Origin of the sequence: Massilia sp. Root133, from assembly GCF_001426525.1 — a bacterium.
In the GTDB taxonomy this organism is placed as follows: Bacteria; Pseudomonadota; Gammaproteobacteria; order Burkholderiales; family Burkholderiaceae_D; genus Telluria; species Telluria orientalis.
In genome coordinates, this window is record NZ_LMEW01000023.1 from 65029 (window position 1) to 87062 (window position 22034).

General features: G+C 64.4%; 18 protein-coding genes and 1 pseudogene. 8 read left to right on the top strand and 11 right to left on the bottom strand.

The window, feature by feature from the left end:
• Positions 1 to 19: 19 nt before the first annotated feature.
• Both lnt and ASD28_RS16305 read right to left on the bottom strand, forming a co-directional pair.
• Positions 20 to 1513, bottom strand: coding sequence for an apolipoprotein N-acyltransferase (gene lnt, locus ASD28_RS16300; RefSeq protein ID WP_082577210.1), 1494 nt, complete (start codon positions 1511 to 1513; stop codon positions 20 to 22).
• A 97-nt stretch (positions 1514 to 1610) separates the two neighbouring features.
• Entirely contained in the window at positions 1611 to 2489 is an 879-nt protein-coding gene (locus ASD28_RS16305) for an HlyC/CorC family transporter (protein ID WP_056130046.1), read from the bottom strand.
• 153 nt (positions 2490 to 2642) lie between these two features.
• Between ASD28_RS16305 and ASD28_RS16310 the strand changes: the two genes are divergently transcribed.
• Together ASD28_RS16310 and ASD28_RS16315 are read left to right on the top strand one after the other, a co-directional pair.
• Positions 2643 to 3098: a (2Fe-2S)-binding protein gene (locus ASD28_RS16310; RefSeq protein ID WP_036235621.1), complete on the top strand. Its 456-nt coding sequence runs from the start codon at positions 2643 to 2645 to the stop codon at positions 3096 to 3098.
• A 14-nt stretch (positions 3099 to 3112) separates the two neighbouring features.
• The gene (locus ASD28_RS16315) at positions 3113 to 5344 is read left to right on the top strand and encodes a xanthine dehydrogenase family protein molybdopterin-binding subunit (protein WP_056130049.1); all 2232 of its coding nucleotides are present in this window, start codon (positions 3113 to 3115) and stop codon (positions 5342 to 5344) included.
• A gap of 42 nt (positions 5345 to 5386) precedes the next feature.
• Here ASD28_RS16315 and ybeY read toward each other — a convergent pair whose 3' ends face one another.
• From ybeY to miaB, 3 genes are read right to left on the bottom strand one after another with little or no spacing between them, the layout of a single operon-like run.
• Complete coding sequence (gene ybeY, locus ASD28_RS16320) at positions 5387 to 5857, bottom strand: rRNA maturation RNase YbeY (RefSeq protein ID WP_056130053.1); 471 nt, start codon at positions 5855 to 5857, stop codon at positions 5387 to 5389.
• The gene (locus ASD28_RS16325) at positions 5838 to 6932 is read right to left on the bottom strand and encodes a PhoH family protein (protein WP_056130056.1); all 1095 of its coding nucleotides are present in this window, start codon (positions 6930 to 6932) and stop codon (positions 5838 to 5840) included. The genes ybeY and ASD28_RS16325 overlap by 20 nt, the downstream gene beginning before the upstream one ends.
• Positions 6929 to 8290: a tRNA (N6-isopentenyl adenosine(37)-C2)-methylthiotransferase MiaB gene (miaB, locus tag ASD28_RS16330; protein ID WP_056130059.1), complete on the bottom strand. Its 1362-nt coding sequence runs from the start codon at positions 8288 to 8290 to the stop codon at positions 6929 to 6931. The genes ASD28_RS16325 and miaB overlap by 4 nt, the downstream gene beginning before the upstream one ends.
• 815 nt (positions 8291 to 9105) lie before the next feature.
• On the opposite strand from miaB, the pseudogene ASD28_RS16335 reads away from it, so the two are divergent.
• A pseudogene (locus tag ASD28_RS16335) lies at positions 9106 to 9426 on the top strand (hypothetical protein); the annotation flags it as partial.
• A 209-nt stretch (positions 9427 to 9635) separates the two neighbouring features.
• On the opposite strand, the gene ASD28_RS16340 reads toward ASD28_RS16335, so the two are convergent.
• Entirely contained in the window at positions 9636 to 10478 is an 843-nt protein-coding gene (locus ASD28_RS16340) for an HDOD domain-containing protein (RefSeq protein ID WP_056130063.1), read from the bottom strand.
• Positions 10475 to 10807 (bottom strand): hypothetical protein, encoded by a 333-nt coding sequence (locus ASD28_RS16345; RefSeq protein ID WP_056130066.1) that lies wholly within the window; start codon positions 10805 to 10807, stop codon positions 10475 to 10477. Before ASD28_RS16345 ends, ASD28_RS16340 begins: the two co-directional genes overlap by 4 nt.
• A 137-nt stretch (positions 10808 to 10944) precedes the next feature.
• On the opposite strand from ASD28_RS16345, the gene ASD28_RS16350 reads away from it, so the two are divergent.
• Positions 10945 to 11496 carry a DUF1697 domain-containing protein gene (locus ASD28_RS16350; protein ID WP_056130069.1) on the top strand — a complete coding sequence of 184 codons (552 nt, stop codon included), beginning with the start codon at positions 10945 to 10947 and terminating at the stop codon, positions 11494 to 11496.
• Positions 11497 to 11575: 79 nt separating this feature from the next.
• Here the strand turns inward: ASD28_RS16350 and ASD28_RS16355 are convergent, their stop codons facing one another.
• Positions 11576 to 11848, bottom strand: coding sequence for a hypothetical protein (locus ASD28_RS16355; RefSeq protein WP_202114406.1), 273 nt, complete (start codon positions 11846 to 11848; stop codon positions 11576 to 11578).
• Between the two features lie 509 nt (positions 11849 to 12357).
• Here ASD28_RS16355 and ASD28_RS16360 point away from each other — a divergent pair.
• Entirely contained in the window at positions 12358 to 14322 is a 1965-nt protein-coding gene (locus ASD28_RS16360) for an AAA family ATPase (protein WP_056130072.1), read from the top strand.
• 294 nt (positions 14323 to 14616) lie between these two features.
• On the opposite strand, the gene ASD28_RS16365 is transcribed toward ASD28_RS16360, so the two are convergent.
• The 3 genes from ASD28_RS16365 to ASD28_RS16375 all read right to left on the bottom strand — a co-directional run bounded on the left by ASD28_RS16365 (position 14617) and on the right by ASD28_RS16375 (position 18448).
• Positions 14617 to 15966 carry an RNA-guided endonuclease TnpB family protein gene (locus ASD28_RS16365; RefSeq protein WP_056130076.1) on the bottom strand — a complete coding sequence of 450 codons (1350 nt, stop codon included), beginning with the start codon at positions 15964 to 15966 and terminating at the stop codon, positions 14617 to 14619.
• A 96-nt stretch (positions 15967 to 16062) separates the two neighbouring features.
• Positions 16063 to 17754 (bottom strand): YbaL family putative K(+) efflux transporter, encoded by a 1692-nt coding sequence (ybaL, locus tag ASD28_RS16370; RefSeq protein ID WP_056130078.1) that lies wholly within the window; start codon positions 17752 to 17754, stop codon positions 16063 to 16065.
• Positions 17755 to 17812: 58 nt separating this feature from the next.
• Positions 17813 to 18448, bottom strand: coding sequence for a TetR/AcrR family transcriptional regulator (locus ASD28_RS16375; RefSeq protein WP_056130884.1), 636 nt, complete (start codon positions 18446 to 18448; stop codon positions 17813 to 17815).
• A gap of 94 nt (positions 18449 to 18542) precedes the next feature.
• On the opposite strand from ASD28_RS16375, the gene ASD28_RS16380 reads away from it, so the two are divergent.
• The 3 genes from ASD28_RS16380 to ASD28_RS16390 are packed head-to-tail and all read left to right on the top strand — an operon-like array spanning position 18543 to position 22019.
• On the top strand, positions 18543 to 19724 hold the full coding sequence (locus tag ASD28_RS16380) for a lipid-transfer protein (protein WP_056130081.1): 1182 nt from the start codon (positions 18543 to 18545) through the stop codon (positions 19722 to 19724).
• Positions 19725 to 19734: 10 nt separating this feature from the next.
• Entirely contained in the window at positions 19735 to 20856 is a 1122-nt protein-coding gene (locus tag ASD28_RS16385) for an acyl-CoA dehydrogenase family protein (RefSeq protein WP_056130083.1), read from the top strand.
• Positions 20856 to 22019: a CaiB/BaiF CoA-transferase family protein gene (locus ASD28_RS16390; protein ID WP_056130086.1), complete on the top strand. Its 1164-nt coding sequence runs from the start codon at positions 20856 to 20858 to the stop codon at positions 22017 to 22019. The genes ASD28_RS16385 and ASD28_RS16390 overlap by 1 nt, the downstream gene beginning before the upstream one ends.
• Positions 22020 to 22034 lie beyond the last annotated feature (15 nt).

Below are 22034 nucleotides of genomic sequence, written 5' to 3' on the forward strand. Positions count from 1 at the left end.
AAGTGAATCGCTCGCTATTTTAGCCGGTCGCCTGCCGCTGTCGTCCAGCGAGCCAGGCGCCGGCCAGCAGCAAAGCGCCCAGCGCGAGGAACAGCAGGTTGCCGAAGCGGATGTACGGCGTGCTGCCGGCCATGCCCTGCACCGTCGCCGCCAGGGTGCCCTGGGTATAGAACGGCAGCCGCGCGGCGACGTTGCCGCGGCCGTCGATGACGGCGGTGGCGCCGTTGTTCGTGGCGCGCAGCATCGGGCGGCCCGTCTCGAGACTCCGCATGCGCGAGATCTGCAGGTGCTGCGGGATGGCGGTCGACTCGCCGTACCATGCCAGGTTCGACACGTTCAGCAGCACGGTGGCCGGCTGCGCCTGCGACCGCAGGTTCTTCGCGATCTCTTCGCCGAACACGTCTTCGTAGCAGACGTTCGGCAGCACCCGCTGGTCCTTCACGGCGAACGGCGCCTGCACGTCCGGGCCGCGCGTGAAATCGCCCAGCGGGATCTGCATCAGGTCCGTAAACCAGCGAAAGCCCGTCGGGATGAATTCGCCGAACGGCACCAGGTGGTTCTTGTCGTAGCGGTAGGATTGTCCCTGCGGGCCGATGCCCGCCACGCTGTTCGCGTACACCGTCATGCTGTCGGCCAGCGGGATCCCGAACAGGAACGCGCTACCCGTCCTTGCCGCGTAGTCGCGGAAGGTCTGCAGGTACCCGGGCGGGAGCTGGTTCGGGAACACGGGGATGGCGGTCTCCGGCGCCGCGATCAGGTCGGCTGGCGCGGCCGTCATCATGTCGCGGTAGCGCGCGAGGATCATGCCCAGGTGCTCGGCGCTGAATTTCTCGTCCTGGCGGATGTTGCCCTGCACGAGGCGCACGCTGAGCGGCTTGCCGGCAGGTGCGGTCCACGCGACGTGCTTCAGGCCCCAGCCGGCCAGCAGCAGCGCGGCGAACAGGCCCATGGCGGGCAGCCGGCGGCGCTGGGTCAGCATCACGAGGCACGCCGAGCACACGGCGACCAGCACGCCGATGCCGTACACGCCGAGGATCGGCGCGAAGCCGCTCAAGGGCGCCGTCACGTGCGCATAGCCGGACGCCGCCCAGGGAAAACCGGTAAAGACCCAGCCGCGCATCCATTCCGAGACGCCCCAGCAGGCGGGGAACACGAGCAGCAGGAAGGCGGGGACGGGCAGCGACCAGCGCTTGCGCAGCCACGACGAGACGCCCGCCGCGAACGCGCCGAACAGGCCCATGTAAAGACCCAGCAGCGCGATGGCGATGGCGGACAGCACGGCCGGCAGGCCGCCGAAGCGGTTCAGCGCGATATATAACCAGTGCATGCCGGCCACGGACCAGCCGAAGCCGAATGCCCAGCCGAGGAACACGGCGCGGCGGGTCGAGCTGCCCATGCCGACCTGGTAGAACAAATAGGCGAGGGACAGGAACTGGACGGGCCACCAGCCGAACGGTTCGAACGAGAACAGGCTCAGGGCGCCGGCCAGCGCCGCGACGGCGAGGCCCGTCATGCTCGGCCGCGTGCCGCGCAGCGCGGGATCGGGCGCCACCGCGGGCTTGCGGCGGCGCCGCAGGTTCAGGCTGGATGCGATCAATGCAGGACCCGCGTCAATCGTGTTCGTCGTCGACGGCCGGGAGTTTTTCCACCAGCAGCACGTGGATCTGGCGCGCGTCGGCGCGCAGCACTTCGAAACGCAGGTTCTCGAGGTCGAACACCTCGCCCTTGTGCGGCATGCGGCCCAGGTGGCTGGCGACGAGGCCGCCGATGGTGTCGACGTCGTCCTCGGGCAGGTCGACGCCGATCTCTTCGTTGAACTGCTCGATCTCCGTCAGCGCCTTCACGCGCCAGCGCGAGCCGTGCTGGCCTTCCCTGATGGAGAGGATGTTGTCTTCTTCCTCGTCGAAGTCGTACTCGTCCTCGATGTCGCCGACGATCTGTTCCAGCACGTCCTCGATGGTGATCAGGCCGGCCACGCCGCTGTACTCGTCGACGACGATGGCCATGTGGTTGTGGTTCGCGCGGAAGTCGCGCAGCAGCACGTTCAGGCGTTTCGATTCCGGGATGAAGATCGCGGGGCGCAGCATGTCGCGCACGTCGAACGATTCTTCCGCGTAGTAGCGCAGCAGGTCCTTGGCGAGCAGGATGCCGACCACCTTGTCGCGCTCGCCCTCGATGGCGGGGAAGCGCGAGTGCGCCGTTTCCAGCACGATGGGCAGCCATTCCTCGATCGGCTTGGTGATGTCGATCACGTCCATCTGGGAGCGCGGGATCATGATGTCGCGCACCGACAGGTCGGACACCTGGAACACGCCCTCGATCATGGAGAGCGCGTCGGCGTCGATGAGGTTGCGTTCGTGGGCGTCGTGCAGAACTTCCAGCAGTTCGGCGCGGTTTTCGGGCTCGGGGGAAATCAGTGCGGTCAACCGTTCGAACAGCGACCGGTGGGTTTTAACGTCCGAACGGACGTCAGCAGGGTGCTCGGGCATAGTTGGCGTGAAGCCGTTATTACGATGGGCCATAGGATACACCAAAAGCCGGAATGCCTGATTTTTATGCAGGCATCCGGGTTCAAGCAGGCGTGCGCCATTGCTGCTAGTCTTCGTCCTATAGTTGCTCAATCGCTAAGGAAAGGAATCCCCATGCCCGCCTTGAACGTCAACGGCACCACCACCAACCTCGACGTCCCCGACGACATGCCCCTGCTGTGGGCCTTGCGCGACGTGATGGGGCTCACCGGCACGAAGTTCGGCTGCGGCGTCGCCCTGTGCGGCGCCTGCACCGTGCACCTGGACGGCCAGGCCATCCGCTCGTGCGTGACGCCCGTGTCGGCGGCGGCCGGCAAGAAGATCACGACTATCGAGGCGATCGGCAACGACCCGGTCGGGGCCAAGGTGCAGGACGCGTGGCGCAAGATCGACGTCGTCCAGTGCGGGTATTGCCAGTCGGGCCAGATCATGTCCGCCACCGCGCTGCTGCACGCGACGCCGAAGCCGGGCGACGCCGACATCGACAACGCCATGGCCGGCAACATCTGCCGCTGCGGCACGTACAACCGCATCCGCAAGGCGATCAAGATCGCATCGGGTCAGGCATGAAAGGGGATGACCGCATGGACCAGCTCTCGAACAAACGCCGCCAGTTGTTGAAAGCAGGTGCCGCCGGTGGTGGCAGCCTGCTGTTCGGCTTCTCGCTGTTCGGCTGTACGAAACAGGGCGACGCGCCGGCCAACGACCGCAAGGAACCGCCGTCCGAAAAGGCCGTCGGCCAGGCGTCGACCGCGATGACGAACGAGCAGCCGGGCCTTGCGCACGACGCGTTCATCCGCATCGACCGCGAAGGCATCGTCACGCTCATCATCCACAAGGTCGAGATGGGGCAGGGCACGTTCACGTCGCTGCCGCAGCTGCTGGCCGAGGAACTGGGCGCCGATCTGTCGAAAGTGAAGCTGGAGCAGGCGCCCGCGAACAACTCGCTGTACGCCGATGCGCTGCTGGGCGGCCAGGTGACGGGCGGCTCGACATCCATCCGCGCCACCTACAAACCGTTGCGCGAGGCGGGCGCCAAGGTCCGCACGGTGCTCGTGCAGGCCGCCGCGAAGAACTGGAACGTGGAGCCGGGCGACCTGAAGGTGGTGGGCGGGACGATCCGCCACGACGCGTCGAACCGGCAGGTGCACTTCGGCGAAGTCGCGGAGGCCGCGTCGAAGCTGAGCTTCCCGGCCGAGGTCAAGCTGAAGGACCCGGCCCAGTTCACGCTGGTCGGCAAGGCGATCAAGCGCCTCGATTCGCCCGCCAAGGTGAACGGTTCCGCGCAGTTCGGCATCGATGCGCGCCTGCCCAACATGGGGATCGCCGCGGTGGCGGCGTCGCCCGTCCTGGGCGGCAAGGTCGCCGCCGTCGACGAGCAGAAGGCCATGGCCGTGAAAGGCGTGCGCCAGGTGCTGCGCATCGAAGGGGCGGTGGCCGTCGTGGCCGACCACTTCTGGGCCGCGAAACAGGGCCTGCTTGCCGCCGCACCGCGCTTCGACGATGGTCCGAACGCCAACGTCAGCACGGCCGGCATCGTCGCGGACATGATGAAGGTATCGCAGAACACGGGCGCCATCGCCACCGACAAGGGAGATGCGCTGAAGGCGCTGGATTCCGGGCCGGGCCGGCGCATCGACGTCATCTACGAAGTCCCGTTCCTCGCGCACGCGACGATGGAGCCGATGAACTGCACGGTCGACCTGAAGCCGGACGGCTGCGACATCTGGGTCGGCACGCAGGTGCCGGCGCTGGCGCAGGGCGCGGCCGCGAAGCTCACCGGGCTGCCGCTCGAGAAGGTCCGCGTGCACAACCACTACATCGGCGGCGGCTTCGGGCGCCGGCTCGAAGTCGACAACGTGATCCAGGCCGTGGAATTCGCCAAGCTGGCCAAGGGGCCGCTGAAGATCGTCTGGACGCGCGAGGAAGACATCCAGCACGACATGTACCGCCCCTATTACGTCGACCGCATGTCGGCGCGCATCGACGACAAGGGGATGCCCGTGGCGTGGTTCCACCGCGTGACCGGGTCTTCGATCATGGCGCGCTTCGCGCCGCCGATGGTCAAGAACGGCGTCGACCCGGATGCGGTGGAAGCGGCGGCCGACATCCAGTATTCGATTCCGGCGATCCGCGTCGAATACGTGAGGCACGAACCGCCGGGCCTCGCGACCGCGTTCTGGCGAGGCGTCGGCCCCACGCACAACGTGTTCGTCGTCGAGAGTTTCATCGACGAGCTGGCGTACGCGAGCAAGACGGACCCCGTCGCGTTCCGCCGCGCGCTGCTGCAAAAATCGCCGCGCACGCTCGCCGTGCTGAATCTCGCGGCCGAGAAGGCCGGCTGGGGCAAGCCTTTGAAACCGGTCGCGGGGCGCAAGCTGGGGCGGGGCATCTCGACGCAGTTCGCGTTCGGCAGCTACATGGCGCAGGTGGCGGAGGTGTCGGTCGGACCGGACGGCGACGTGCGCGTGCACCGCGTCGTGTGCGCGGTGGACTGCGGCCAGAACGTCAACCCGGACACCATCGTCGCGCAGATGGAGGGCGGCATCGTGTTCGGCGCCAGCGCGGCGCTGTGGGACGAGGTGACGGTCGATAAGGGGCGGGTGCAGCAGTCGAACTTCTCCGACTACCGCGTGATGCGCATGCCGGAATCGCCGGCAGTGGAAGTCTATATCGTCAACAGCCACGACGATCCGGGCGGGATCGGCGAGCCGGGGACCGCGGGGATCGCGCCGGCGCTGGCGAATGCGGTGTTTGCGGCGACCGGAAAGCGGGTGAGGAAGCTGCCGATTGGTGAACAGCTGAAAAAAGCGTAATCCTAAAAACCGTCGTCCCCGCCTGCGCGGGGACGACGTTGATTAGTTCTCCGCGTACGGATCCGGATACCCGAGCGCTTCCATGATGTCGCGCTCGAGCTGCTCCATCTCCTCCGCTTCCTCGTCCGTCTCGTGGTCGAAGCCCTGCGCGTGCAATACCCCGTGCACGACGAGGTGCGCCGCGTGTTCCTCGACCGTCTTCTTTTGCTCGTCGGCTTCGCGCTGCAGCACGTCCGTGCACAGGACGATGTCGGCCTGCGTCGGTTCGTCGTCGGCGATTTCCGCGCCCTCGTTGTAGGCGAAGGTGAGCACGTTGGTGGCGTAGTCCTTGCCGCGGTATTCGCGGTTCAGGGTCTGGCCTTCCTCGGCGTCGACGAAGCGGATCGCCAGCTCGGCCGGGCCGAGGAGGGCGCCGCGCACCCAGCGCTCCACCAGTTCGGGCGTGAGGTCCGCTTCGAGGCGGGTGTCGGGGTACTGGACGTCCAGTTCGAGGTTATGCTTTTTTTCTTGCATGGCGGGTAGCGGCTGGTTTGGTCAAAGTGCCAGGGAGTGCGCCGAGTTCCTGCACCGACGCGGCCTTTTCGTAGGCGTCGACGATGCGGGCCACCATCGGGTGGCGCACGACGTCGGCGCTGGAGAACTGGGTAAACGCGATGCCGCGCACGTCCTTCAGCACGTGCATGGCGTCGACGAGGCCGCTCCGCTGCGTCTTGTGCAGGTCGACCTGGGTGACGTCGCCCGTGACGACGGCCTTGCTGCCGAAGCCGATCCGGGTCAGGAACATCTTCATCTGCTCGGCCGTCGTGTTCTGGGCCTCATCGAGGATCACGAACGCGTGATTCAGGGTGCGGCCGCGCATGAACGCGAGCGGGGCGATCTCGATCACCTGCTTCTCGAACAGCTTCTGCGTGCGGTCGAAGCCGAGCAGGTCGTACAGCGCGTCGTACAGCGGGCGCAGATACGGGTCGACCTTCTGCGCGAAGTCGCCCGGGAGGAAGCCCAGGCGCTCGCCCGCTTCCACGGCCGGACGGGTCAGGATGATGCGCTTGACGGCGTCGCGTTCGAGGGCGTCGACGGCGCAGGCGACGGCGAGATAGGTCTTGCCGGTGCCGGCCGGGCCGATGCCGAAGCTGATGTCGTGTTCGAGCACGGCCTTCAGGTACTGGATCTGGTGCGGCGTGCGGCCGCGCAGGTCGTGGCGCCGCGTCTTGAGCATCGGGCTCACCAGTTCCTCGTCGTCGACCTCGTCGGCTTCCTCCGTGACCGAGGCGCCGGGTTCCTTCGGCGGCGGCGCTTCGGCATCCGCGTTCTTGGGTTTCAGGCCCGCGCGCTGTTCGACCAGCGCCAGCTGCACTTCCTCGATCGGCACGACCTTGTCGGCCACCGCGTAGAAGCGTTCGAGCAGCTCGACGGCGCGTTCGGCATTGGTCCCGCTGACGATGAATTTCTCGCCGCGCCGGAAAATGGTCACGTCGAGGGCGGCCGAGATCTGGCGCAGGTTTTCGTCAAGCGGGCCGCAGAGGTGGGCGAGCCGCGTGTTATCGAGCGGCTCGGGGAAGAAGTACGAAGGCTGGGTAGGCGTTTTCAACTGGCTTTGGCAATCGTATCAATGCGGGCGACCAGGTCGCCGCGCAGGGTGTAATCCAGGCTCTCGGTGATGCGCACGTCGACCAGCTGGCCGATGAGCGCAGCACTGTCGTCGCCCGGGAAGAAGTTGACGACGCGGTTGTTCTCGGTGCGCCCCTGGAGTTCGCCCCCGCCCTTCTTGGACGGACCTTCGACGAGGATGCGCTGCACGGTGCCGACCATGCTGGCGCTGGTCTTGCGGGTGTTGGCGTCGATCTGCGCCTGCAGGCGTTGCAGGCGCGCGAGCTTGACCTCGTGCGGGGTGTCGTCCGCCAGGTTGGCGGCCGGGGTGCCGGGGCGCTTGCTGAAGATGAAGGAGAAGCTGTTGTCGAAGCCGACGTCTTCGACGAGCTTCATCATCGCTTCGAAATCGGCGTCCGTCTCGCCCGGGAAGCCGACGATGAAGTCGGACGAGATCGAGATGTCCGGGCGCACCGCCTTGATGCGGCGGATGATCGACTTGTATTCCAGGCCCGTGTAGCCGCGCTTCATCGCCTGCAGGATGCGGTCGGAGCCGTGCTGCACGGGCAGGTACAGGTGGTTCACCAGCTGCGGGATCTTCGCGTACGCGTCGATCAGGCGCTGGGTGAATTCCTTCGGGTGGCTCGTGACGAAGCGCAGGCGCTCGATGCCGGGGATCTCGGCCACGTATTCCAGCAGCAGGGCGAAGTCCGCGATTTCTCCCGACTCCATCGCGCCGCGGTACGCGTTCACGTTCTGCCCCAACAGCATGATTTCCTTGACGCCCTGCGCGGCCAGGCCGGCGACTTCCGTCAGCACATCCTCGAAGCGGCGCGAGACTTCCTCGCCGCGGGTGTACGGCACCACGCAGTAGCTGCAATATTTACTGCAGCCTTCCATGATCGACACGTAGGCAACCGGACCTTCGACCTTGGCCGGCGGCAGGTGGTCGAACTTTTCGATTTCCGGGAAGCTGATGTCGACCTGGGCCGCGCCCGTGTGGCGGCGCAGCTGGATCATCTGCGGCAGGCGGTGCAAGGTCTGCGGGCCGAACACCATGTCCACGTGCGGCGCGCGCTTGACGATGGCTGCGCCTTCCTGCGACGCCACGCAGCCGCCCACGCCGATGATCAGGTCGGGCTTGGCGCGCTTGAGTTCCTTCAGGCGGCCGAGGTCGGAAAACACTTTTTCCTGCGCTTTTTCGCGCACGGAGCAGGTGTTGAACAGGATCACGTCGGCATCATCCGGCGTGTCCGTGCGTACGAGCCCATCGGACGCGCCCAGCACGTCCGCCATCTTGTCCGAGTCGTACTCGTTCATTTGGCAACCGAAGGTCTTGATGAATACTTTTTTCTGCATGGAATGCTTCTAAGTGCTGTTGGGGGATCTCGAAAAACCGTCACGAGCGGCCGCGCTGGTGCAGGAGAAGCGCAGCTGTACGAGAGTACAGTGAGCGTCGCAGTGAGCCAGCGCAACGCGCAGCAGGTTTTTCGACGTTCCCTGATGCTTTGACAAGTGGTAGTCCAGTTTACCGTAAATCGGAAACACGCCGGAAAAGCGGGTGCGTGTGGCCGTGCGCGCCGCCATTCCGTGCTGAGCGGAATTCAGGATTTTCCCAGGGAAATATTTCTACAGTCGGTTACATTGTTAAATCTTGAATTTTTCTTTCTAGCTGTTATCTTTAAAGTTGCCGATTCGACTCGAATTAGTTTCTCCTTGTAAATCAAGAAGATCGTGTAGCTCGGCAATTGCAAAATTAGTCTAAAAAAACACTTGCGTGCGCCACAATTTGTCACCATGTGCTGAAATGACTATGTGACAAGCTTTCCACAAGTTAGCTTGATATCGGCCAATGAATTTCGTGCTCAGGTCGAGTGTGAGCCCGACATATGAGTTTGATAATTTGTCCGAAAGACAAGTGCATGTGGGAAGCGGGGAGTGCAAAAACCGCAGCGGCGACGGCAGTTCGGTCGCGGCGCCCGGACAGGGTTCCAACGCTGCATTCGTTTTTTCGCTTCCCGCCAAGGGAGCGCACGCGGTCCGGAGATGCGCCGGCCGATATGTCAGGTGGATGCCTGGTCAGTCGGTCTCGCAATCCGGGAACTTATGTTGATGAAACTTAGTCATTAAACACGGTTCGTAAGAGAACTATTTTAACCATTTACGAGGTCATCATGGCACATCACGCTTTGTCATCACAGGAAAGCTACAACCCGAACCATTTGCTGGACATTCTGCTGGGCAAGATGCAGCTGAAGAACGACGCTGCGCTGTCGCGCATGCTGGAAGTCGCTCCGCCGGTGATCAGCAAGATCCGCCACCACCGCCTGCCGGTCGGCGCCTCGCTGCTGATCCGCATGCACGAAGTGACCGGCATGAGCATCCGCGACCTGCGTGACCTGATGGGCGACCGCCGCACCAAATATCGCCTGTCGGATGCCCAGGGCCGTCCGAAGCCCGAGGAAAAAGCTGCACAGCAAGCTGCTCAGCAGGCTGCGCAACAGCAACAAGCTCAGTCGCAAGCTCAGCAAGGCCAGCCGTCGCAATCGAACGACGCATCGTCTTCGACCAAGTCGCCGGGCAACTATGCGCACTGATGCCGCAGGCATGACAGCCGGTCCTGTCATGCCTTCGGACAGACCCGGCAGCGAAGCACCGCTTCGCTGCTGTCACTATCGATCATCCTGGGCTTGATCGGCCCTTTTCAAGCCATCAGGATGGTCGACATTTCGCCGAACTGCAGTTCCGTTTCGCGGAACAGGTGCAGATAGGCTTCTTCGTTCAATCCCATCGCATCCCAGGCCACGCTGGATACGCGCGGCACCAGTTCGTTATCTTCGCCGGCCAGGTCGAGCGCGTGCACAATGGCGTTGGCCACGTGCACGATCGTTGCCAGGAACCCCGCGCCGTGGATGTCGGGCGCGTGGTGGTAGGCGATCGCCTGGCGCATGGTGCTCGAAAAATTCCAGTGGTCGGCCAGGGCGACCCCCGCGTCGACGTGGTCGATGCCGAGGACGGCCTGTTCGGCGTCCTGCCAGTCGCCGCCGTGCTGCGCGTGCCAGGCCACGACCTGGGCATAGGCGTCCGGATGACCGGTCACCAGCACGAGCCGGCCGATGTCGTGCAGCAAGCCGGCCGTGAATGCAATGTCCTGGTTGAAACGCATCCGGCGCGCCAGCGCACGTGCGCACGCGGCCGTGGCGATCGAATGGCGCCAGAACGCCTTGTCGTGGAAGCCCTCGCAGCGTCCGCTCGGGAAGCAACCCGTGATGGCGGCCGCCGTGATCAGGTTGCGCGTCGTCTGGAAGCCGAGGAAGGTGATGGCTTGCTGGATCGTCGTGACCTTCACTTGCAGGCCGTAGGTCGAGGAATTGGCCAGGCGCAGCGTTTTTGCCGTCAAGGCCTGGTCGTACGACACCTTTTTTGCCAGCACCGAGATGTCGATGTCTTCCTGCTCTATGCTGCTGAGCAATTCCATGACGACGGCGGGCAGCGACGGCAGGTCTTGCACGCCGGCAGCCAGTTGTTCGGGCGTCAAACGGTTCATGGGTTCACCTCGCGCTGCAGGCGGTAGTCTTCCGCGTAGCGGCGCAGGATGCCGGTGGCCCAGTCGCCGAGGTCGTCGCGGTCGTGCTTGCGGAAGATGTGATCGAGCCGTGCCTGGATCGCTTCCGGATCGATGGGCAGCGGTTCGGGTGTCGCCTGGAGGATCGGCAGCATGTCGATACCATGCCGTGCCAGCGATGCCAGCATGGATTCGGTCAGCACAATACCCTGTGCCAGTAACACATTGCCTTTCCCGTCGCGCACGACGTCGGACAACACCATGCCCGGTCGGGTCTCGGCCAGCGGCGTCAGGTGGAAAGGACCGCTCATGCTTCCCTCATTTAATTTAATTTTTACAATGGATTGAATATTACCATCCGGTAAGGAGGGTGTGAGCGCCCGCGGGCCCGGGTGTTGTAAGCCGGTGTCTTAATGCTTATCTAATTCGGGCGCCGTACCATGCCTGGATGACTAGAAAACGCTACATTGTTTTATTAAGAGGCGTCAATGTCGGGCGGGCGAAACGCATCGCCATGGCCGACCTGCGCAAACTGATCGCGGATCTCGGCTACGAGCACGTGCGCAGTCTCCTCAACAGCGGCAACGTCGTGTTCACCGGTCCGGCCAAGCCGCATGACACGGTCGCGGCCGAGATCGAGGAGGCGCTCGTGCTCAAGCTCGGTGTCGCGTCCCGCACCGTCGTGCTCAGCTGCGATGACCTCGATGCGATCATTGCTTCCAATCCCTTGCTCGACCAGGCGACGGACCATTCCCGCCTGCTGACGTTCATTCTCGCCGGACCCCATTCGCGCGAGGCCGTCGAAACGCTGTGCGGCCAGGACTGGCGGCCGGGCGCGATGGCGCTGGGCGAGCGGGCGGCCTATGTCTGGTGCCCGGAGGGCATTCTCGACAGTCCGGTCGTGGCTGCACTGGGCAAGAAGCTGGGCGATGCGACGACGACGCGCAATTGGGCGACGCTGAGCAAGCTTCATACGCTGTGCCAGGAATTGCCGGCCTGAGCTGCAGGCCAGGAAAAACGGCGCCGTGCGGCGCCGTCGATCAACATTTCCGCGTCATGCGGAAAAGTCTTTCTTTTCCTTATTTGAATTTCTCGCTGCTGTCACGGCTGGCCCGGTAACCGATCAGGATCAGGCCGACCAGCATCATGGCAAACACTTCCGGTTCCGGAAGTTCGGACATCGAAGGGGAGGGCGGTGCCACCACTTCGTTGTGATTTACCGTCGACAGATCGGTCATGCCCCGCATGCGCAGCACGGCGTGACTGTTGTCAAGGTCAATGGCGGCGGCCTGGACGGCGCCACCCATCAAAAGACTGAGCGTTGCGGCAAGTGCGTATCGTTTCACGGTCATTCCTTATCCATGCATTGTCTGACTGTGGGGTACGTAACCCGCAAGACCGTGGCGGCGTCATGCGGATGATCCCAGCATAGCAAAAATGCGCCATGCATTGCGTCCGTTACGTGCCGTTAAAGCACGATAAACAGATGGCAAAGTTAATCATTTTTAAATAAAACAAATGCAATCAATTAATCGATTGGCCATTGATAAAACGCTAAATACAAGACAACTTATTGCGATTTATTTATTGAACATATGAGATGGACAATAAAAACCGATGTCAATTTGATTACCCGTGTTGCGATTCAAAATTTTTTCACCGCACGGTATACACGTCGCTTTTCTTTGCGAGTATAGTCTCCATATCCCCATTGCCTTCGGGCATCAAAACAATATCAAACGCACACGTTTGAATACCTCGCGGTCCCCGCACCGCCGCCTTTCGCGTCCACTCGGCACTCCGGAAGGCACGTAATAACACATGCCGTATCACGCACCTTCGACCTTGTAAGAGTACCGATATGCCCAATTTTGCTCGACTTCAAATTGCCTTTAAGAATGTTTATGTCCGGATTCTGACCGCCATACTGCTCGGCGTGCTGACGGGCTGGGCAATCTACAAGGCCGATATCCCGCAAGATCCGTCGCCGGTCGTCTACTCGCAGAATATTTCCGAGATCACCCAGCTGGCTGCCCAGAAAGATCGTCTCGACTACCTGCTCGTCGCGAAGCCGCTGTCGGATTCGCCGCGCTATATCTACAAGTACAAGGATGCGCCGCAGCTGCACGTGGTAAAGGTGCCGAGCACGTCGCACCTGTCGCTGGAACGCGAAGTGCTGCTGAAGAACGCGATCCCGTACTCCATCGCCAAGGATGAATACCTGGCGTCCCACAAGGCCGTCCTGCAGGACGAAGGCGAAGGCGTCGGTGCCGACATCGTCGACTTCCTGAAGCGCCACGCGCTCGACCTGACCGTGCTGCTGGTGATCCTGTACGCCATGAAATTCGGCATCCCGGGCATGGGCATGAGCAGCCAGCTGATCACCCCGGACAAGCTGAAGGGCAGCATGGACGACCTGATCGGCATGGAAGACATCAAGCAGGAAGTGCTGCACCTGGAAGACATGATCCGCAACCGCGAGTTGTACAAAGAACACAATATCGACAAGCCGTTCAATGTCATGCTGACGGGCCCGGCCGGCACCGGCAAGACCAAGCTGGTGGGCTACCTGGCCAAGCGCCTCGACATCCCGCTGATCCAGGCGTCCGGTTCGGCGCTGGAATCCGGCTACGTCGGCGGCGGGTCGAAGGCGCTGAACGCCCTGTACCGCAAGGCGTCGAGCAAGGGCCGCTGCATCATCTTCCTGGATGAAGCGCAAAGCCTGTTCATGCCGCGTGGCCGCAGCGAAAAGAAATGGGAAGACGATACCGCGAACACCCTGCTGGGCCTGCTGGACGGCGTCAAGAGCGACAAGGGCCAGGGCGTGATCTGGGTCGTCGCCTCGAACTTCGACGATGCGTCGACGGACATGGACGAAGCGATGCTGCGCCGTTTCTCCGTGAAGATCAATTTCCGCCTGCCGAACAAGGGCGAGCGCAAGGAACTCCTGCGCAGCTTCCTGGCACGCAAGAAAGAAGGTCTCGTGGACTGGAACGACCTCGACCTGGACCAGGTCGCGGAAATCACCCAGAACCTGAGCCCGGCGCTGCTGGAGACCGTGGTCGAGCGCGCGTCGATGATTTCGATCCAGGAAAAGGCGATCATCAATACCGATTTGCTGTTCCGTGCCTACGAGCGTGCCACGATCGGCCTGACCGACCGCGCTACAACGGCCGAGAAGCTCAAGCAGCGCGAGCGCATCGCCGTGCACGAACTGGGCCACTTCTTCATGCAGATCGACCCATTCCTGCGCGCCGGCATGAGCCTGAGCGAGGTCAAGGAAAAGTCGCATCTGCTGAAGATCAGCACGGAAGCGGTGTCCAAGATCGGTGCGCTGGGTTATGTGCTGCAGTCCGGTGAAGACATGTCGCTGCGCACGCTGGAAGAGCTCGAGCGCGACGTGATCGGCCTGTACGGCGGCGTCGCGGCGGAAGAATTGTTCTACGGTGCACGCGGTATCTCGGTGGGCAGCCAGAACGACATCGAAAAGATCACGAAGATGCTGAACCTGATGGTCGGCCGCCTGTCGATGTATTCGCGCGCCAAGATCGACTACAGCCAGCTGCAGAACGACGCGTCCGGCGAGCACACGCTGCGCCAGGTCGAGGAGAAATCGGACGAGCTGTACAACTACACGCTGAATTCGATCCGCGACTACGAAGAGGTGATCGTGTCGATCAAGGACACGCTGCTGGACCAGTACGTGCTGTCGAAGGATGCCGTGTTCGCCCTGCTGGAAGAGCACCAGGACGCGCTGCTGGCCGGCCTGAATGCGCCGCGCCATGCCAGCCTGAAGCTGTGCGCCGAAGAGGCGGCCGTGGCCTGAACAAGTTTGGTGGTAGGGCACCTCGAAAAACCGTCGCGAGCGGCAGCAGATTTTGTTGAGAAGCGCAGCTGTACGAGAGTACAGCGAGCATCGCAGACGGAATCTGCAACGCGTAGCAGGTTTTTTGACGTGCCCGGTTGTTTGATGGTCTTGAGGTGATACTCAAGTTAATGCGGCGGACAGCGATGTCCGCCGTTTTTTTGCAGTTATCTTTTATTCCAGGCGTTGTACGATGCGGATTCTGCCGCTGCGATTATCGAGTCAATCGGAATCGCGCCAAACGTGTCACTGCTATCAAGAAGGTGGGCACAAGTGCACACCGTTCTCTTCCTGCCCCGAGCCGTCCTGCTGACCGTGCTCGTGCCTGGCAGGCGTCACTTTCCCGCCTCCCGCTGGCCCGTTGCCAGCGGCAGTACCCGGCGTCACCGCCGAACTCGCCACGGGTAGCGCAGATTGTGCCGCAAGGACACCGGTTGCGAGCCGCTGCAAATTGATGGCCGCATTGACATCGCGGTCATGATGCGCATCGCAAGTGGTGCAGGCCCAGACACGCTCCCCTAAACCCAGTGCGGAATACTTGGCGCCGCACGCTGAACACAGCTTGCTCGACGGGTACCAGCGGTCCGCTAACACGAGTTGGGTGCCGTAGCGCACGGCCTTGTACTGCAACTGGCGCCTGAATTCGTAAAAGCCGATGTCACTGATTGCGCGCGCTAAGCGAGCATTGGCCAACATCCCGCGCACGTTCAGGTCTTCGATCACGACCGCTTGGTTTTCGCGGCATAGTCGGGCGGTCAGCTTATGCATGAAATCGGCGCGCACGCGGGCAATGCGGGCATGCAGCCGGGCCAGCGCGCGCGTGCCGCACGTCTGGTTCTTCGACACCGGAAGCCGTGTGCCTTTCGGGATCTGTCCTTTGATGCCGGCGTTTGCCTTCGCCGTCTCCAGTTTGCGTGACAGGCGCCGTGAGCGGATACGCAGGCGTCGTAGCGCAGCGGCGAGTGGGCGTGGCGCCGTGATCTTTTCACCATTCGACAGCGTGGCGGCCGCACTCACGCCCAGGTCGACACCGGTGACGCCATCAGCCATGCGGCGCAAGTGCGCAACGTGATCCGGTACATCGACCTGTACCGACAAATACCAATGATCTGCGCAGCGTCCGACACTTGCGCCTATGATCTTGCCGGGCCAGCGCAAATGCTCGCACAGCAGCACGCGCCCAACCTTCGACAGGACCGCCACCATCCCTTCAAGTCGGAATTTGTCATTGGCCAGGTAGAACGCGTCGCGACAACGTCCCTTCTTCTTGAAACGTGGTCGGTGTGCATGCTGGCCGGCACGGCGTTGCTTGAAGTAGTGGGTCCACGCTTTCGCAAGATTCGCGAATGGTTGCGCATGGGCATCACGGTGGATAGTGCGTAGCCAGGGCTGGCCGTCGGCGTCCTGCCAGTCCGGATCCGAATACTTGATGCTGTTGAACTGCCTTTTCAGCGCCATTGCGTTCGGTTTCATGCCGGCGGCGACTTGGCGGTTCCACTCGGCCAGTGCCCAGTTCCAGACGCGCCTTGCGGTACCGGCAGCGCGCACGAAATAGTCACGCTGCGCGGGCGTGGGGGCAAGCCGGATGCGATGGGCCAGGAGCATGATGAATGATCATGGAGGAACACCCTGTTCGACCTCGACGAGCCCGATAGGTTCGAACCGACCTGTTACTCGCCTTGGGCCCTCGTCGTCGCGGAATCAGTGCGCCTGCGCGAGCGCCAGCCCGTCCAGAACATGTCGCGTCATGCTGCGCGCCAGTTCGTGTTCGCCGACGAGCACCGTGCCGCCCGTCTCTTCGCGCAGCAGGCGCGCCTCTTCCTCGTTGTGCGTGCGGACCACGCAGCGGATGCCGGGGTTCAGCGCCTTGGCCGTTTCGACCATCGCGCGCACGTGGAAGGTGTCCGGCGTCGCGATCACGAGCATGGATGCGCGCGCGATGTGGGCCTGGATCAGTACCGCCGGTTCCGCCGCGTTGCCCGCCACGGCCGGCTGGTCGCGCTTGCGCAGCTGGTCGACGATGTCGCGGTTCTGTTCCGCCACGACGTAGTGGATGCCTTCGCGGTCCAGTTCTTGCGCGATGCGCTTGCCCACGCGGCCGTAGCCGACCAGCACGACCTGGCCCGTCAGGTGCTCGTGCGTGACCGTCATCGGCAGCTCGGCCAGCGGATCGGGCGAGCGCGCCATCTTGCGCGCGTGGTCGGATTTCGCCAGCACCCAGTTCTGCAGCGGGCCGACCAGCTTGAACATCAGCGGGTTCAGGGCGATCGAGATGATGGCGCCCGCGAGGATCAGGTTCTGGCCCATCTCCGGCAGCAGGCCGAGCGAGATGCCCAAGGCAGCGAGGATGAACGAGAACTCGCCGATCTGCGCGAGGCTGGCCGACACCGTGATCGCCGTGTTGAGCGGATAGCGCAGCGCCAGCACGAGGAAGAACGCCGCCAGCGATTTGCCGACCAGGATGATGGCGACGACGCCCAGCACTTCCAGCGGACTCTCCACGAGCACGCGCGGGTCGAACAGCATGCCGACGGAGACGAAGAACAGCACGGAGAACGCGTCGCGCAGCGGCAGCGTTTCTTCCGCCGCGCGGTGGCTCAGCTCCGATTCGCGCAGCACCATGCCGGCGAAGAAGGCGCCCAGCGCGAACGACACGCCGAACAGGTGCGACGACCCATAGGCGATGCCGACGGCCGCCGCGATCACGGCCAGGGTGAACAGCTCGCGCGAGCCGGTCTTGGCCACGCGCCACAGGAACCACGGGAACAGCTTGCGGCCCACGAGCAGCATGAACGCGATGAAGGCGCCGACCTGCAGCAGCGTCTTGCCGAGCGAGAGCCACAGCGACCCGCCTTCGCCCTTGCCGCCCAGCGGCCCCGCGAGCGCGGGCAGCAGCACGAGCACGAGCACCGTCACGAGGTCTTCCACGACGAGCCAGCCGACCGCGATGCGGCCGTTGAAGGAATCGAGCTCGCCGCGGTCTTCCAGCGCGCGCAGCAGTACCACCGTGCTCGCGACCGACAGCGCGAGGCCGAACACGAGGCCGGCCCCGAGGTCCCAGCCCCACAGGTGCGTGAGGCCGATGCCGAGCAGGGTCGCCACCGAGATCTGCAGCACGGCGCCGGGCAGGGCGATGCCTTTCACTTCGAGCAGGTCGTCCAGCGAAAAATGCAGCCCGACGCCGAACATCAGCAGCATCACGCCGATCTCGGCCAGCTGCGACGCGAGATGCACGTCGGCGACGAAGCCGGGCGTGGCGGGGCCGATGATGACGCCCGCGGCGAGATACCCGACCAGGGCCGGCAGGCGCAGGCGCACGGCCAGCATGCCGAACAGCAGGCCGAGACCGAGGGCTGCGGCGATGGTGGTGATCAGGCTGATGTCGTGCTGCATCCCGGCTCCTTGTATGTTGAACCGGGCCAGTATACGCGACACGACGAATGAAGGACGCTTACGGCACCGTGGCGAGATTCAATAACGCCTTGCGCACCGCCGCCCGCACGGCCATGAATTGCTCGCGCCGCGACTCGCGATCCAGCCGGAACAGCATCAACCCTTCGATCTGCGCCACCATCAGGATCGCGCGCTGCATGTACTCGTCGTCGGAGATCGCGGGATTCAGCCCGCGGATCAGGTTGTAGACGGTCTTGCGCTCGCGCGCCAGCATGCGGTCCATCAGGCTCGACGCGAACGCGTTGCGCGACGCCAGCGCCCAGATCTCGAAGAACAGCGCGTGCGTGACCGGGTCCGTGATCTCTTCCAGGAACATGTCCGTCGTCGACAGGAACTGGTCCAGGCGCGGGCGGTCGCGCATCTCGGCCGAGATACGGTCCATCTTGGCCTGGAATTCGTCCATCGTGGACAGCAGGGCCGCCTCCAGCAAGACGTCCTTGCTGTTGTAATAGTGCTGGACGTTCGACAGGGTCATGCCCGCCTCGGCCGCCACCTTGCGCATCGACAGCCCGGCATAGCCGTCCTCCGCGAGCAGCCGGCGCGCGGCCTGCAGGATCGCGTGCACGCGCTCCCACCCTTTTTCGGTCGTGAGGGAGGGTTTGTTGCGCAGGGTCTGGTCGATCGTTGCCTTCATGCCCGGCATTATCGCACGGCATGCTTTGAAAAACAGGTCGGCTGACCTATAATCGGTCGGATAGGTCGGCTGACCTAATAAAAAGGAGACGACGATGAGCCGCAAAGTCCATGTGACCGGCGTGGGGATGATCCCGTTCGCCAAACCGGGGGCGAGCGCCCCGTACCACGAGATGGGGGCCCTGGCCGCGCGCGCCGCGCTGGAGGATGCGGGCATCGGCTGGGAGGACGTCGAGCAGGCCTATGCCGGCTACGTCTACGGCGATTCCACCTGCGGCCAGAAAGCCTTGTACGGCGTGGGCATGACCGGTATCCCGATCGTCAACGTCAACAACAACTGCTCGACCGGTTCCACGGCGCTGTACCTCGCGCGCCAGGCCGTGCAGGGCGGGGCGGCCGATTGCGTGCTCGTGCTGGGCTTCGAGCAGATGAGTCCCGGCGCGCTGGCGTCCGTCTTCACGGACCGTCCCGCGCCGTTCGACGATTTCGACGCCGTTACCGACCGCCTCGTCGGCAAGCCCGAGATCCCGCTCGCGCTGCGCTACTTCGGCGGCGCCGGCCTCGCGCACATGGAAAAATACGGCACGCCGCTGGAAGCCTTCGCGCGCATCCGCGCCAAGGCCAGCCGCCATGCGGCGAACAATCCGCTGGCGCTGTTCCGCAAGGAGGTCAGCGTGCAGGACGTGCTCGACGCGCCCGCGATCTGGCCCGGCGTGATGACGCGTCTGATGGCCTGCCCACCCACGTGCGGTGCCGCGGCGGCCGTGCTGGTGTCCGGGGAGTTCGCGAAGAAGCGCGGCCTGCGCGCCGACGTCCACATCGCCGCGCAGGCGATGACGACGGACCGCCCCGGCACGTTCGATTCGAACGACATGATGCGCCTCGTCGGCTACGACATGAGCCGCGAGGCGGCGCAGAAAGTCTATGCGCGGGCGGGCATCGCACCGGACGACCTGGACGTCGTCGAGCTGCACGACTGCTTCGCCCACAACGAGTTGATCACGTACGAGGCGCTGGGCCTGTGCCCGGAAGGCGGCGCCGATAAATTCATCCGCGACGGCGACAACACGTATGGCGGCAAGGTCGTCACGAATCCGTCCGGCGGCCTGCTGTCGAAGGGGCATCCGCTCGGCGCGACGGGCCTCGCCCAGTGCTTCGAGCTGACGCACCAGTTGCGCGGCACGGCGGGCGCGCGCCAGGTCGAGGGCGCGCGCACGGCGCTGCAGCACAACCTGGGCCTGGGCGGCGCGTGCGTCGTCACCCTGTATCAAGCGTGAGGAGCCGGCGATGACGACGGAACTGGACACCTTCCGCACCGCCGTGCGCCGCTTCGTGGCGGCCGAAGTCGTGCCGCACCAGCAGCGCTGGCGCGCGCAGCAGCATGTCGACCGCGCGCTGTGGAGGAAGGCGGGCGAACTCGGTCTGCTGCTCGCGGACGTGCCCGACGACTTCGGCGGATCGGGCGGCACGTTCGCCCACCAGGCCGTCGTGTTCGAGGAACTGGCGCTGGCCGGCGACACCGCGTTCGGCCTGCACGTGCACGCGATCGTCGCGCACTACCTGCTGAACCACGGGACGGAAGAACAGAAATACAAATACCTGCCGCGCCTCGCGAACGGGGACCTCATCGCCGCGATCGCGATGTCCGAACCGGGTGCCGGGTCCGACCTGAAGGGCATCCGCACGACGGCCGTGCGCACCGACCTGGGCTACCGCCTGAACGGGTCCAAGACCTTCATCTCGAACGGCTATCTCGCCGACCTGGTCCTTGTCGTCGCCAGGACCGACCCGGCCGCGGGCGCGAAGGGCATCTCGCTGATGCTGCTGGAGACGGCGAACAATCCGGGCTTCCGCGTCGGCCGCATCCTCGAGAAGATGGGGCAGAAGGGGCAGGACACGTGCGAGCTGTTCTTCGATGACGCCATCGTCGCCCTGCAGAACGTGCTCGGTGGCGAAGAAGGCCGCGGCTTCGCCCAGCTGATGACGGAGCTGCCGTACGAGCGCACGATCGTCGGCGTGGCGGGCGTCGCGTGCATCGAGCGCGCGCTCGACCTGACGATCACGCACGCGCGCGAGCGCCGCGCGTTCGGCCAGGCCCTCATCGACATGCAGAACACGCGCTTCGTGCTCGCCGAGTGCAAGACCGAGGCGACGGTGGCGCGCGTGTTCATCGACCGCTGTATCGAGGACCTCGTCGCCGGCCGCATGGACACGGTGCGCGCATCGATGGCCAAGTACTGGATCACGGACCTGCAATGCAAGATCGTCGACCGTTGCCTGCAGCTGTTCGGCGGCTACGGCTACATGCTCGACTACCCCATCACGCAGATGTACCTGGACGCGCGCGTGCAGCGCATCTATGGCGGGGCGAACGAGATCATGAAAGAAATCATCGCACGGTCGCTGTGATGAAGAACGGACCTTTGAATGGCCTGCGCGTGATCGAACTGGTCGGCATCGGCCCATGCCCGTTCGCCGCCATGATGCTGGCCGACATGGGGGCGGACGTGATCCGCATCGACCGCAAGCCCGATTTGAAAACCGCCTCTTCGGCGCCGAATCCGTACCCGACGCTGGGCACGAAATACGACGTGATGGCGCGCGGCCGCCGTTCGCTGGCGCTGGACCTGAAGCATCCGCGCGCACGCCAGCTGCTGCTCGACCTCGTGACGAAGGCCGATGCGCTCGTCGAGGGCTTCCGGCCCGGCGTGATGGAGAGACTGGGGCTCGGTCCGGACCTGTGCATGGAGCGCAATCCCCGGCTCGTGTACGGCCGCGTCACCGGCTGGGGCCAGACCGGCCCGCTGGCGCCGGCGGCCGGGCACGACCTGAACTATGTGGCGCTGTCCGGCATGCTGCATGCGATGGGCGACGCCGACCGGCCGCCGTCTCCGCCATTGAACCTCGTCGGCGACTTCGGCGGCGGCGGCATGATGCTGGCGTTCGGCGTCGTCTGCGCGATGCTGGAAGCGCGGATATCGGGCCGCGGGCAGGTCGTCGATGCCGCGATGACGGACGGCGCCGCGCTGCTGGGCGCCATGATGTACGGGCTGCGCGCGCACGGCGCGTGGTCGGCCGCGCGCGGCGCGAATTTCATCGACGGCGGCGCACCGTTCTACGCCACGTATGCCTGCGCGGATGGGAAGTTCATCGCCGTGGGCGCCATCGAGCCGCAGTTCTACGCGCGCCTGCTGGCGTTGACGGGCGCGTCGGATCCGGCGTTCGCGCGCCAATGGGACCAGCACGACTGGCCTGCGCTGAAGGAACGGTTCGCCGCGCTGTTCGCCACGCGCACGCGCGACGCCTGGTGCGCGCTGCTGGAGGGGACGGACGTGTGCTTCGCGCCCGTGCTCGACATGGACGAGGCCCCGCACCACCCGCACAACGCGGCGCGCAAGACCTTTGTCGACGTCGACGGCGTCACCCAGCCTGCGCCCGCGCCGCGCTTTTCGCGCACGCCGGGCCAGGCCGGGACCGTGGCCGCGCCGGGGCAGGACGGGACCGCCATCTTGGCCGACTGGGGCTGGACGGACAACGCCATCGCCACGCTGCGGCGCGACAATATCGTCTAGGCTGGGCTACGATGG